This window comes from Metabacillus indicus (genome assembly GCF_046603695.1).
Lineage (GTDB): Bacteria > Bacillota > Bacilli > Bacillales > Bacillaceae > Bacillus_P > Bacillus_P indicus.
Genome location: NZ_CP176757.1, coordinates 3,137,170 through 3,149,681, shown reverse-complemented (window position 1 = coordinate 3,149,681; position 12,512 = coordinate 3,137,170). Strand labels below are relative to the sequence as shown.

11 protein-coding genes are annotated in these 12,512 nt (G+C 44.5%); 8 read left to right on the top strand and 3 right to left on the bottom strand.

Going from position 1 to position 12,512, the window contains the following annotated elements; all coding sequences use genetic code 11:
* Positions 1–44: 44 nt before the first annotated feature.
* Positions 45–362 (bottom strand): ArsR/SmtB family transcription factor, encoded by a 318-nt coding sequence (locus ACK1LH_RS16140; RefSeq protein ID WP_411333606.1) that lies wholly within the window; start codon positions 360–362, stop codon positions 45–47.
* 157 nt (positions 363–519) lie between these two features.
* On the opposite strand from ACK1LH_RS16140, the gene ACK1LH_RS16135 reads away from it, so the two are divergent.
* The 5 genes from ACK1LH_RS16135 to murC all read left to right on the top strand — a co-directional run bounded on the left by ACK1LH_RS16135 (position 520) and on the right by murC (position 7,088).
* On the top strand, positions 520–1,026 hold the full coding sequence (locus ACK1LH_RS16135) for a hypothetical protein (RefSeq protein ID WP_029565845.1): 507 nt from the start codon (positions 520–522) through the stop codon (positions 1,024–1,026).
* A 139-nt stretch (positions 1,027–1,165) separates the two neighbouring features.
* Positions 1,166–1,480 carry a thioredoxin family protein gene (locus ACK1LH_RS16130; protein WP_411333603.1) on the top strand — a complete coding sequence of 105 codons (315 nt, stop codon included), beginning with the start codon at positions 1,166–1,168 and terminating at the stop codon, positions 1,478–1,480.
* A 21-nt stretch (positions 1,481–1,501) separates the two neighbouring features.
* Positions 1,502–2,317, top strand: a complete 816-nt coding sequence (locus ACK1LH_RS16125; RefSeq protein WP_029565843.1) for a DUF1444 domain-containing protein — start codon at positions 1,502–1,504, stop codon at positions 2,315–2,317.
* A gap of 236 nt (positions 2,318–2,553) precedes the next feature.
* Complete coding sequence (locus tag ACK1LH_RS16120) at positions 2,554–5,379, top strand: DNA translocase FtsK (protein ID WP_411333601.1); 2,826 nt, start codon at positions 2,554–2,556, stop codon at positions 5,377–5,379.
* 410 nt (positions 5,380–5,789) lie between these two features.
* On the top strand, positions 5,790–7,088 hold the full coding sequence (gene murC / locus ACK1LH_RS16115; RefSeq protein WP_029278955.1) for a UDP-N-acetylmuramate--L-alanine ligase: 1,299 nt from the start codon (positions 5,790–5,792) through the stop codon (positions 7,086–7,088).
* Between the two features lie 212 nt (positions 7,089–7,300).
* Here the strand turns inward: murC and ACK1LH_RS16110 are convergent, their stop codons facing one another.
* Positions 7,301–8,416 (bottom strand): aminopeptidase, encoded by a 1,116-nt coding sequence (locus ACK1LH_RS16110; protein WP_029565840.1) that lies wholly within the window; start codon positions 8,414–8,416, stop codon positions 7,301–7,303.
* Positions 8,417–8,632: 216 nt separating this feature from the next.
* Between ACK1LH_RS16110 and ACK1LH_RS16105 the strand changes: the two genes are divergently transcribed.
* The 3 genes from ACK1LH_RS16105 (at position 8,633) to ytxJ (ending at position 10,054) form a co-directional block, all read left to right on the top strand.
* Positions 8,633–9,076: a DUF948 domain-containing protein gene (locus ACK1LH_RS16105; RefSeq protein WP_029278958.1), complete on the top strand. Its 444-nt coding sequence runs from the start codon at positions 8,633–8,635 to the stop codon at positions 9,074–9,076.
* A gap of 47 nt (positions 9,077–9,123) precedes the next feature.
* Complete coding sequence (locus ACK1LH_RS16100) at positions 9,124–9,621, top strand: YtxH domain-containing protein (RefSeq protein ID WP_029278960.1); 498 nt, start codon at positions 9,124–9,126, stop codon at positions 9,619–9,621.
* Between the two features lie 103 nt (positions 9,622–9,724).
* Complete coding sequence (gene ytxJ, locus ACK1LH_RS16095; protein WP_029565839.1) at positions 9,725–10,054, top strand: bacillithiol system redox-active protein YtxJ; 330 nt, start codon at positions 9,725–9,727, stop codon at positions 10,052–10,054.
* Positions 10,055–10,096: 42 nt separating this feature from the next.
* On the opposite strand, the gene pilM is transcribed toward ytxJ, so the two are convergent.
* A complete protein-coding gene (gene pilM, locus ACK1LH_RS16090; protein ID WP_411333598.1) occupies positions 10,097–12,217 on the bottom strand; it encodes a pilus assembly protein PilM in 2,121 nt (706 codons plus the stop codon).
* Positions 12,218–12,512: the final 295 nt, after the last annotated feature.

Here is a 12,512-nt window from a genome sequence, read left to right as displayed (position 1 = left end):
ATGTTTGATGACAATAAAAAAAGCTCTGAAAAAATCAGAGCTTGTTAATAGCTTTCAGGGTCTGCGCTCAGGACCACGTCCATTAAGCCGGGAAACTTATTGTTTAAATCATCTGTTCTGATGGAATAAAAATGCTGGGATCCTTCAACGCGTACTCTGATAATGCCGGATTCTCTCAGCGTTTTTATATGATGGGAAACGGTTGATTTAGAGATGTTGAATTCGTAAGAGTAGTACGTGCATACTTCCTCGCCCCTGCTTGCTATGCTTCTCACAATTTTTAACCGGTTTGGGTCACTCAGCGCATGCAGCACTCTCGATAAACGTATACTTTCAATTGATGGATGGTTAGGTATTCTCATGAGTAAAATTATAACCCAAGTAAAAAGACCGTGTCCAGAATGCGAAATGTACATCATTTCTTTTCATAAAATAAACCTGTCTTGTCAACGATAAAATGTAAGGGTTATTATAGATGGGGATTCTATTTTCCTAGTAATGAAGGAGGGCTTTTCCAGCATGAAAAAATATTTTACAGGACTATTATTCGTATTCTTATTATTCCTTTTCGGCTGTACGATAAATGATGAAGAAATTCAGACTGCAACGATAGATCAGACGAAAGCATCTTTTGAAGCAAAACCGCCTGCAGCAGGTGATAAAAGCGGCTCTATCAGCTATTACTTGCCTGAAGGCTATAAAGCAGAAGCAGGGAAAACAAATAACGTCATTTTTACCAAGGGAGATCAGCAGTACATTCTCTTTGTGAATGAGAATGAAAAAGAGACGAGCTCTTTTTTCTATGATACTCTTCTTGAGCAATACAAAGATCCGCTGGTAAATGAAACGTTTGAGGACAAGGGCCGCTTTGGCTACATCCTGGTGGATAAACTGAAAGCGGACGACGAGTATGAAGTGTCGGCAGGCATCGGCGGAGTGAAAATGACGACGCAGACTAAAAGCCGGGAAGTCGCAGATACGGCAGAACAAATGATGAAAATAGTTTCTTCTGTTTCTTTTGAATGAAAAACAGGCCTCTTTCAGACAGGAAGAGGTCTTCTTATTTTCAGCCGTGCTTTTTCTGATAAGTCCCTACAGTGGCAACAGGGACCAGGGTTTGGTATGATTCGGGTGGATAGATATAGTTCATATTGGAGGTTTTATCATGGAAAAACTGCAATCGATGCAGCAATACAATGAAGTTATTCAGAAGGAGCGGGTCATTTTAATGTTTTCAGCTGACTGGTGCCCGGACTGCCGGTTTCTAGACCCGATTTTGCCCGAGCTGCAGGAAGAAAACAGCAGCTATACGTTTTACTATGTAGACCGCGACGACTTTATTGATTTGTGTGCAGATCTTGGCGTTTTTGGTATTCCAAGCTTTGTCGCTTTTCAAAAAGGTGCGGAAACAGGCCGTTATGTGAACAAAGACAGAAAAACGAAAGAACAGATTCAGGAATTCATTAATGAACTTTCCTGAGACAGAAGGGAAGATTCTGGGATGAAAATGACCTCAAGAAAAATGGCTGAAACGATTAAAGAGCGATTGAGCCATAAAGCATGGTCCACCCGGTTTGACAGGGAAAAGGATCAGCTCCGGGTTGAAGATGATGAGACGAAAAAAGGACTGACCATTTCGCTTCCGGGGATTATTGCCAAATGGGAAGAGAAAAAAGATACGGCTGTGGATGAGCTTGTGTACTATATCGAAGAAGCACTGACCGTTATGAATCATGAACAGGAATTGACCGGCAAAGAAAAAGGGATCTTTCCGGTTATCAGATCCACCTCTTTTCCTGAAGAGTCATCAGACGGAGTCAAGCTGATTTTTGAAGAGCATACGGCAGAAACAAGAATCTATTATGCCCTTGATTTAGGAAAATCATATCGTCTGATTGATGAAAAGATGATGGAGCGTGAGAACTGGACGTTCAGCAAGCTGAAAGAGATGGCCAGATTTAATCTCAGGTCGCTTGATACGAGTGTAAAAGAAGATCATGTCGCAGGAAATGTGTTTTATTTTCTTAATGCAAACGACGGTTATGATGCGAGCCGCCTGCTGAATGAATCGATCCTTGATTCGTTTCAGAAGAAAGCAGAGGGAACAATGGCCATCGCGGTTCCCCATCAGGATGTTCTGATCATAGCAGATGTACGCAACGATACAGGCTACGATATTCTCGGGCAAATGGCGATGAGCTTTTTCGCAAGCGGCAGAGTGCCGATTACGGCTTTGTCCTTCTTATATGAAAACCGCGAGCTTGAACCTGTTTTTATTCTTGCGAAGAACCGTGCAAAAAAAGAAGAACAGGACTAAATAGCTAAACTGGAAAATTTGTCCGCTGACTCCCATAAAAAAGCGGATAATATCGTACCATTTATAAAAATGTGAAACGTCACTGGAGATTTTTTTCTAGTGGCTTTTTCCGTTTGCGGGAAACGAAATTTCCCTCTCTCTCTTGAAAATGAAATGGTCATTTATCTGAAAAAGATGCGATTACCTGATACAATAGAGGGGTATGAAAGAAGAAACATTTGAAAGAGTGGTATGCAATGAGTTGGTTTTCTAAAATGATCAATTATTTTACTGGTGAAACAGAAGAAGATAAGCAATTGGAAAAAAGATCAGCCGAAAGCAGGCAGCTGCCTGAACAGCTTCCGCCTGTACATAATGCACCGGCTCAAATGAAGCAGCCGGCTGCCAATACGAAAAATGCAGATGCAAAAATCGCCTATCAGTACCCGAAAGGGAATTTTAAATTTCCGGTCATTCCAGACCAGCAGAACAGCCGGACAGAACCAAGAAGACCTGCTGCAAAAACGGAAAGGAAAGCTCCTGCCGCGCCAAAAAAGCCTGCAGGGCAAGCTTTGAAAAAAACAGAAAGCAAGCCTGTTAAAAAAACTTTCAGTCCGACAGAAATTCCTTCTCCGATTTACGGATACAGATCAAGAGACAACCAGGGTCCGTTTAACAGCCGGGTCAGTCAGGACGGCGGACGTGAAACGGGAACTACGCTGTTTCAAAGCTATCAGCAGGAAGCAAAGGCTGCAGAATCTGTCATTTCAAGGCTTCATCAGCAGAATCATGAAATGCTGAAAAAAGAAGCAGACCGGCTAAAGGCACGTTCAGGGTCTATCCCTGATGAGGCAACATCACAGGATAAGCCGGACCGTCCTGAAGTGTCAGCTTTGCATAAACACCAAAATCATAAACCTGAAACGTTCTCATTCGGATACCGCAAGGAAGAGAAAAAACAGGATCTGCACACTTCTGATCTAGTGAGTGAACAGCCCCGAAGCTTCAAAGAATCAGCTTCTCTGACAATGGAAGAGGAAGAACATGAAACAAGGTCTGATTTCATTCGTCCTTCAGATCGAGTGGAAGAGCAGTCTTCAGCCTTTATAGAAACAGCTCCTGCTCTATCAATGGAAGAAGAAGTGCCCGAACTTCATGAGCCATCCCAGTCAGTGCAGCCTGAAGAGCCTGATGCGTATGAGACTGCAGCGTCACTTGAAACAACTCCTGCGCTAGAAACAGAACGGGCATCTGAACCAGAAGAAACAGCTGTACCAGAAGTAGAATCTGAACAAGAAGAAACAGTTCATCCAGAACTGGAATTTGAACAAGAAGTTATTGATGAACCACAATTGAAATCTGAATCAGAATTAGAATTTGAACAAGAAGTAAAATCTGAACCGGAAGCAGGAAACCGAGAGCGCCCTGCCTCTCTTTTCCAGGATGTGCGGAATCTGAACGTCCATGAGGAAAACAGATCTACTCAGAACACGCAGCAGGAGGCTGGATTAGAGCTTTCCGAAGAAACAATGCCTGAAGCAGGAAAAGTTCAGGAACAAGCAAGCAGCGGCAACAGGAGGTCAACGGTTCCATTCAATGTGATGATGTTCGGGCGCGATAAGCAAAAAGCGCAAAGAAATCAGAGCGCGCCTGGGGGCTCTGCTTATGCATTTCCGTCTCTCCAGCTTTTGAATATTCCGCCAAAGGAAATTGTCGATGACACGGAATGGCTGAGAGAGCAGACACAGCTGCTGAATATGACACTTGAGAATTTCAATGTCAAAGCAAAAGTTGTTCACGTGACACAGGGACCTGCTGTAACACGTCTTGAGGTGCAGCCGGAGCCGGGTGTGAAAGTCAACAAAATTACAAATCTGACAGATGACATAAAGCTTAGTCTTTCTGCCAAGGATATCCGCATCGAAGCGCCGATACCAGGGAAGAACCGGATAGGCATCGAGGTGCCGAACAGACACAGCAAAATGGTTTACCTGAGAGAAATTCTGAGAAGTCCCGACTTCATAAACAGCCAGTCGCCTCTTACAGCAGCTCTTGGACTGGATATATCCGGCCAGGCTGTCGTGACCGATTTGAAAAAAATGCCTCACGGACTGATTGCGGGTGCAACCGGCTCAGGAAAAAGCGTCTGCATCAATACGATTCTTGTGAGCCTGCTGTATAAAGCCTCGCCGCATGAAGTGAAGCTGATGCTGATTGACCCTAAAATGGTGGAGCTTGCTCCGTATCAGAATGTTCCCCATTTAGTCAGCCCGGTCATCACAGATGTGAAAGCCGCCACAGGTGCGCTGAAATGGGCAGTAGAAGAAATGGAACGCAGATATGAGCTGTTTGCCCATGCAGGAGCGAGGGATATTTCACGCTACAATGAGCTTGCAGCCAAGCACAATTCAGGTGAACATATGCCTTACTTGGTGATTGTGATTGATGAGCTGGCGGATTTAATGATGGCTGCGCCTGCCGATGTCGAAGAATCCATCTGCAGAATTGCCCAGAAAGCAAGAGCCTGCGGGATCCATCTAATTGTGGCTACTCAAAGACCATCCGTTGATGTTATTACGGGTCTGATCAAATCAAATATTCCGACAAGAATTGCGTTCTCGGTTTCCTCTCAAGTAGACTCACGCACGATTCTTGATGCAGCCGGGGCAGAAAAGCTGCTTGGCAAAGGGGATATGCTGTTCCTTGAAAACGGAACATCAAAGGCAGTCAGACTGCAGGGGAACTTTGTATCGGATGAAGAAATTGAGCGGGTAGTAGGCCATGTCAGAAATCAAATGAAGCCTGTCTTTTTGTTCGAACAGGAAGAATTAATGAGAAAATCAAGCATTGAGAACGATGAGGATGAGCTGCTTTTAGAAGCGTGTGAATACATCGTTGATCAGGGAGGAGCTTCAACCTCCAGCCTGCAGAGAAGATTCAGAATCGGCTATAACCGCGCTGCCAGATTAATGGATATGATGGAAAAGCAGGGCATTATTTCGGAGGCAAGGGGAAGCAAGCCCCGTGAAGTGCTGATTACAGAGCAGGATCTAGAAAGCATGCAGGAAAGAAGTGTTTACTGATTCATTTGAAAAGAAGATAATATTTTCAGGGTGAGAAGGTATTATCTTCCTCAATTGGGAAAACTGTTTCTATACAGTTTCCCTCTTTTTCTGCTTTGATAAACAAAATCCTGAAATCAGGGCAAATTCTTTCATAGAAAGCCATCATGGGGCAGGGCGGCTGAATGAGAGCGCGCCATTTTGATTAAGCACTTGCCAAGTTCAAGGATATCGTTTAAGATGCATTGGGCAGGAAAAAATACGATTTGTTTTCATCATTCTTAAAAGCCATGCAGAGAATCTGCAGAATGCAGAATGCTGCAGGCCTGCGATTAAAATACATAACCGCTATCTTATGCAGCCGCCGGTTGCACATTGGGTTAAGAATCATATAATGTCAAACAGATAGACGTTTGTTGGAGGTTCTATTTATGACTGTTTACCATTTTGTTGGAATAAAAGGGACTGGAATGAGCGCCCTGGCACAGATTCTTCATGACATGAACTATGAGGTTCAGGGATCTGACATTGAAAAACCGATTTTTACACAAAAAGCATTAGAACAGCGCGGAATTAACATTTTCCCATTTTCAAAAGAGAATATCCGTCAAGGACTGACGATTATAGCCGGAAATGCGTTTCCGGACACACACCCGGAAATTGAAGAAGCAAAGAATCTTGGTCTTGAGATCATCCGCTATCACATTTTCCTGGGTCAATTTATGGAGAAGTTTACAAGTGTAGGTGTAACGGGAGCACACGGCAAAACGTCTACAACCGGTTTGCTCGCTCATGTAATGCAGGGTGCAAAGCCTACTTCCTTCCTCATCGGAGACGGAACAGGCAGAGGGATGGAAGGAAGCGAATACTTTGTTTTTGAAGCGTGCGAGTACCGCAGACATTTCCTTTCCTACTACCCGGATTACGCGATCATGACGAATATCGACTTTGATCATCCTGATTACTTCAGCAGCATCGATGACGTTTTTAAAGCGTTCCAGGAAATGGCCATGCAAGTGAAAAAAGGGATCATCGCCTGCGGTGATGATGAGCACCTTCAGCATATCCAGGCTAATGTTCCTGTCGTATACTACGGATTCAGCGAAGAAAACGACTTTCAGGCACGCAATGTAGTCAAATCAACGGATGGAACAAGCTTTGATGTGTTTGTCCGAAACACATTCTATGCTTCATTTAAGATTCCTACGTTCGGAGACCACAGTGTGCTGAATGCTCTATCTGTCATTGCCATCTGCCACTATGAAGAAATTGATGCAGAGGTTATTCAGGCGCAGCTTCAAACGTTTGAAGGCGTAAAGCGCCGATTCAACGAGAAAAAAATCGGCAATCAGGTTCTGATTGATGACTATGCGCATCATCCGACTGAAATTACGGCAACGATTGATGCAGCCAGACAAAAATATCCGGACCGTGAAATCGTGGCAGTGTTCCAGCCGCATACGTTTACCCGCACACAGTCGTTTCTTGATGAATTTGCAGACAGCCTGAAGAAAGCAGATATGGTTTACCTCTGCGATATTTTCGGCTCTGCCCGGGAAAACATCGGAAAGCTCTCAATTCAGGATCTATTGAATAAAATTGATTCAGCAGCCCTGATTGACGAAGAAGAAACTGGCGTCCTTAAAAAGCACGAAGGCGGCGTTCTCGTGTTCATGGGAGCAGGAGACATTCAGAAATACCAGCGTGCCTACGAAAAAGAAATAGGTTAAAAAAGCATGAGCCGCGGCTCATGCTTTTTTGTGTTTTCAATGAAATTTTAATGAATAAAAGGCTGTGCACGAAATAACAAAGTTATCCTCTGCAAGAGTAAGCGCCTAGATCCTCTGTCAGAACAAATCCGTCAAAAAAGTCAAAACCGGACTTTTCCGACGGATTCTTATCTGCCTATCGGATCTGAACAAGGCACTTCCGCTTTTGTTACTTATTTAAGACTTTCAGGATTCAGCCCTTTTAGCTCATCAATCACAAAGACGCCGTCTTTTCTGATTAAAACACCGTCAAAATACATTTCTCCGCCGCCGTATTCAGGGCGCTGGATGTTAACCATGTCCCAGTGGATATTGGAGTGGTTGCCGTTAAATGCATCATCATAGCATTGTCCCGGCGTAAAGTGGAAGCTGCCGTCAATTTTTTCATCAAACAGAATATCCTGCATCGGATGCTGGATGTACGGGTTAACGCCAATCGCGAACTCGCCGATATATCTTGCTCCTTCATCTGTGTCAAAAATACTGTTGATGCGGTCTGTGTCGTTTGATTCGGCTTCAATGATTTTGCCGTCTTTAAACGTGAGTTTTACATTTTCAAACGTGAAGCCGTTGTATGGTGAAGGCGTGTTATACGTAATGGTTCCATTGACAGAATCGCGGACCGGCGCCGTATAAACCTCTCCGTCAGGAATATTCATTTCTCCTGCACATTTAACGGCAGGTATGTCTTTAATGGAGAAAACGAGATCAGTTCCAGGACCTGTAATTCTCACTTCATCCGTTTTGTTCATCAGATTGACGAGCGAATCCATCGCCTCATCCATTTTGCCGTAGTCGAGATTGCAGACATCAAAGTAGAAGTCTTCAAATGCTTCCGTGCTCATTTTCGCAAGCTGGGCCATAGAAGCGTTTGGATAGCGGAGGACAACCCATCTTGTTTTAGGAACGCGGATATCACGGTGAACCTTTTTGCCGACAGTCCGGCTCTGCAGCTTCATCTGAGAATCTGGAACATCTGCATGCTCATTTATGTTGTCACCTGAACGAAGCCCGATATAAGCATCCATTTTGCTCATCACATTTGCTTCAAAATCTGCCATCATGCTGTACTGCTCTTCCTGTCCTCCCATGAGAAGGGCACGGTCCACCTGCTGATCCTTGAGGGATACGAATGGATATCCTCCTGCAGCGTAGGCTTCTTGAACAAGAGCCGTAACGAGCTCTCTTTGCAGACCGAAATTTTCAATAAGTACTTTCTCGCCTTTTTTTAATTTAACTGAATAATTGATCAGGTTTTTGGCGAGTGTTTGAATGCGGGGATCTTTCATTTTTCTTCCTCCTATGTAAACATATAACCGGCTCAGCCTTTATTGTAACCGATGTTTTAAAAAAGAGTTAAAATTTTTAGTGAAAATTGAAAAACTCGGTCATAATAGGAGAGGAATCCGGCGCGTTTTGTAGAATACTAGGGGTATGAAAAATTCATGTTTATGATTTGTTTCTTACGGGAAACAGTTACTATCGCTTATTTGGAGGTGCTGAAGTTGGAAATTATTTTATACTTAGCTGTTGCACTCATTGCAATTGCATTCACAGTTCTTGTCGTGTTCCTGTCGAAAACGCTGAAGGCGCTGTCGGCTACGCTGAACAATGTAGCAGGCACACTGGAAGGCCTTGAGAAGCAGGTGCAGGGTATCACCCTTGAAACGACTCAATTGCTGCATAAGACCAATGCTTTGGCAGAAGACATTCAGGAGAAATCCGAGAAACTGAACACAGTTGTATCCGCTGTTCAGGGTGTCGGTTCATCTTTACAGAACTTCAATGATTCTGTACAAAAGGTAGCCGCTTCTGTCGGCACAAACCTTGAGAAAAACCAGGATAAAATCAATCAGGTCGTCCAGTGGAGCAACGTGGCCATGGATGTCTGGAACAAATGGAAGATCAAAAAAGAAGTTCGAGAACAGCAGAAGTACCCGACTATATGAACTCGTTTCAAAAAATATAGAAGAATTACAATAGGGAGGAATTTATCATGAGCAAAGATGGAATCAACAGTAAAGATTTTATGATCGGAACACTTGTTGGAGGGATTGTGGGTGCAACAACAGCCCTTTTCCTTGCGCCGAAATCAGGTAAAGAACTTCGTGATAATATTGGGGAACAGGCTGTCATTGTAAAAGAAAAAACAGGTAAAATCACAAACGATGCCCTTGAAAAAGGCAATGAGTTTGCTGCGATTGCAAAAGAAAAATCAGCCACTCTTTCACAGGCTGTGACTGACCAGTCTTCACAGATCATGAGCAAAGTGCGTGATCTTAAATCATCTAAACAGCAAAACGACGAGCAGACAGAGGACGAAATCAGACTTGCTCCTGAAGCAGCCGATGAGCCTCAGCTGAATGCGGATGTACAATCGCCGGTAAGCCCAGCGGCGGCTCCAACTGCCGGTACAACGCCTCATTCAGAAGAGCTTAAAAAACAAGTGAACAAAGAGATCGAGGAAGCGAAAAAAGAAGAAATCAACAAGTAAGCTTCCTGAAATAGAAAAAACAATCGGCAGCTTAAAGCCGATTGTTTTTATTTTGTCATTTATTCGTATAAAATGTAGGTAAAACCAGTGGAGGCCAAAAATCATGCCAAAAGTAAAAATTGATACTGTAGAAGACTTCCAGAAAATCGCCGAGCAAGAAGCTGCATTTCTTTTCTTTAAAAACAGCTTAACGTGCCCGATTGCCCAGGCCGCCTTTTCTGAGTTCTCCGCGTTTACAGAAGGGAACGATTCCATTCCCGCCTATTACCTGAACGTGCAGGAAGCAAGACCGCTATCTAACCATATTGCCGAAACTTACGGCATCAGGCACGAATCGCCTCAGGCCCTTCTGTTTAAGGACAAGCAGGTTGTCTGGAATGAATCACACTGGAAAATCACAGCAGACTCTCTGAAACAGGCTGCAGGAAACTAACACAAGAAAAGCGGAGCCGAGGACCGGCTCCGCTTTTCTTGTCTACATCCACTTTATGCTTATCCGATCCCCCGGAGAGAGCTCTTCATGGAAGCTTGTTTCCTGTTCATTTTTCAGCAGGAGGAAGCGCTTGTTCGTCTGAGCGGGGAATGTGACGTCCACAGCTTTGAACACGTCCTGGAAGATGAAGTTGCCTGCCTGCTGTTTTTGAATCTTCAGGTCATCGCCGCTTCGGATCTCATCAGATAAGGAGAGCAATACGCCTCCTCTGTATACGTGAAGAAGCATTTTTTTGATGACAGTCGGTTCTTGATTATAGAAAATGGTGATGGATTCATAGGCATCCATTTCAAGAGCAGAAAGCACCTGGCCGAGAGTAGGCCTTTTTTTGCGGACAGCCGTTATTTGATCCCGTTCTTTGAAAGAGGAATCCGGATGTGCTTTTTCATGGTTAATCGTGATCTTTCCTGAGAATGCGTCCAGATGGACTAACCGTCCGTCAATAGACAGGCAGAAGGGAGTGCATCTTGAAGCGTCCTGGAAAAGGTCCATGACTTTGTCAGGGAATGTATAAGTAATCACATCTCTGTCAGCGACCGGGTCATTGGGGTCAGCCGGTGTTCCATTTTTTAAGAGCTTCGCCTGCACTGCAACCTGCTCGCCGTTCAAAATGATTTTCTTCTCCGGTACAACATCGATCAAATCTGATATGACGACAGGGAGGGAGTGACCGTCTTTCCCTTTTTGAATCGTTATTTGATCCCCGTTCTGAAGTTCTTCATCTACTGAACAGCGCCTGCCGTTTTTGCAGATGACCGGTGCTTCGCCGTAGGTGCCGGGAACGGTCACAGAGCGGCCGTTGATTGAAACAAAATAGGCAAGTCCGGGTTTGCCGTAATAGCCTGACAGCTGAATGCCGGATGACAGCAGGCTGTCAGAGACGGTCCGTTTTTTCATCTGAAGAAGTCTCACTTTCTGTCCGTTGACACTGACACTGACATAATGAATCGGATTGATGCTTGAAGTAATTGCGATGCCGATCGGTGTTACAAGCTCCGGTCCTTTTCCTAAGCTATCTGAGAGATGAAGCTGCTGAATCGCTTCGATTCCTCTAATGGCAATGCGGTCTTCAGGCAGCGACAATTGTTCTGCAAGCAGGGCAGGCAGTCCGGGAGTTAAGCTGCCTCCACCGATCAGCATGACAGCTTTTGGCGGCTTTCCGCTGTTGAGGGAGAGGATTTCTTCTTTGATTAATTTCGCAAGACGGGAAGCGGCAGGCTGTATGGAAACTGCGGCTGCTTCTTTTGAAACACTTTTCTCGTACCCAAGGATATCCTTAAAATGGATTATCTGTGATTTGTTCAGCTCTCTTTTCACCCGTTCTGCTTCATGAAAATCAAGCAAATACTCGTCTGAAACAGCTTCTGTAATGGCATCTCCTGCTGCGGGCACCATTCCGTATGCGGTAACCGTGCCTTCGCTTGTAATGGCAATGTCAGATGTGCCTGCCCCAATATCAACCAGAGCCACATTGAGCCTTCGCATAGATGCCGGTATCAGCACATTGATGGCTGCAATCGGTTCAAGTGTCATGGCAAGCATTTCTAAGTCTGCTCTTTTTAAAGCAGCCAGGAGAGACTCTGTTACGACTTTAGGCAGGAAGGTAGCAATTATTTCGGCAGATGCGTTATGCCCCTGCTGGTCGAGCAGGCTGCCGATCTCCTGCTGATCAAGCTTATAGGAAATAACAGAGTAGCCCACGCAGTCATAGCCAGCCATGCCGGTTTCTTTCTGGGCGATTTCCTGCTGTGCGAGCTGAACGGCCATTAATTCGAGCTGGGAGACTGCCTCATCTTCGAGAATCGGTTTTCCTGTTATATCGATGGATGCTTCTGCACGAAGTGTTTTAAGCGCTCTTCCTGCTGCGGCAACGCTGACTTTCGTCAGAGGTCCATATTTTTTTTCGAGCTTTTCTTTTACGGATACAATGACTTTAGCCACAGCTTGAATATCGTGTATCTGACCGTCGAGCATTGAGCGCTCATTATGTTCTTCCATGACGGCATCAATGACTTCAAACACGCCGCTGCGCTCAGAGAGAAGCAGTCCCACGACTGAACGCGTGCCGATATCGAGTGCGAATGTATGGTCAGCTGCTTTCATGAACAGCACCTCTTTCATTTATTCTTATCTAGTTTATCGGCTGAATTCGAAAAAACATCAGCCGTGCCTCAAGCAGACTCCTGAAAAAGACTGCAAAAACAATCGCTCAAACACTTTATTGCTTAAAAGCGTTTAAATGTTAAAGAAAAATGCGTGACAACAGGATTGTTTTTGTATATAATTATCACTAATTACAAAAGAAAATGATTACTATTTTCTTTTCAGTGCATAATGCATCTGCCGGGAATACGGTCAGATGCTTGAATAAGATGCATGTACAAGCCGGTTTGCCGGT

Excerpts from the sequence above, each read along its gene's own strand:
- ACK1LH_RS16140 (WP_411333606.1), bottom strand. The coding sequence starts at position 362 with ATGAGAATACCTAACCATCCATCAATTGAAAGTATACGTTTATCGAGA.
- ACK1LH_RS16135 (WP_029565845.1), top strand. The coding sequence starts at position 520 with ATGAAAAAATATTTTACAGGACTATTATTCGTATTCTTATTATTCCTT.
- ACK1LH_RS16130 (WP_411333603.1), top strand. The coding sequence starts at position 1,166 with ATGGAAAAACTGCAATCGATGCAGCAATACAATGAAGTTATTCAGAAG.
- ACK1LH_RS16125 (WP_029565843.1), top strand. The coding sequence starts at position 1,502 with ATGAAAATGACCTCAAGAAAAATGGCTGAAACGATTAAAGAGCGATTG.
- ACK1LH_RS16120 (WP_411333601.1), top strand. The coding sequence starts at position 2,554 with ATGAGTTGGTTTTCTAAAATGATCAATTATTTTACTGGTGAAACAGAA.
- murC (WP_029278955.1), top strand. The coding sequence starts at position 5,790 with ATGACTGTTTACCATTTTGTTGGAATAAAAGGGACTGGAATGAGCGCC.
- ACK1LH_RS16110 (WP_029565840.1), bottom strand. The coding sequence starts at position 8,416 with ATGAAAGATCCCCGCATTCAAACACTCGCCAAAAACCTGATCAATTAT.
- ACK1LH_RS16100 (WP_029278960.1), top strand. The coding sequence starts at position 9,124 with ATGAGCAAAGATGGAATCAACAGTAAAGATTTTATGATCGGAACACTT.
- ytxJ (WP_029565839.1), top strand. The coding sequence starts at position 9,725 with ATGCCAAAAGTAAAAATTGATACTGTAGAAGACTTCCAGAAAATCGCC.
- pilM (WP_411333598.1), bottom strand. The coding sequence starts at position 12,217 with ATGAAAGCAGCTGACCATACATTCGCACTCGATATCGGCACGCGTTCA.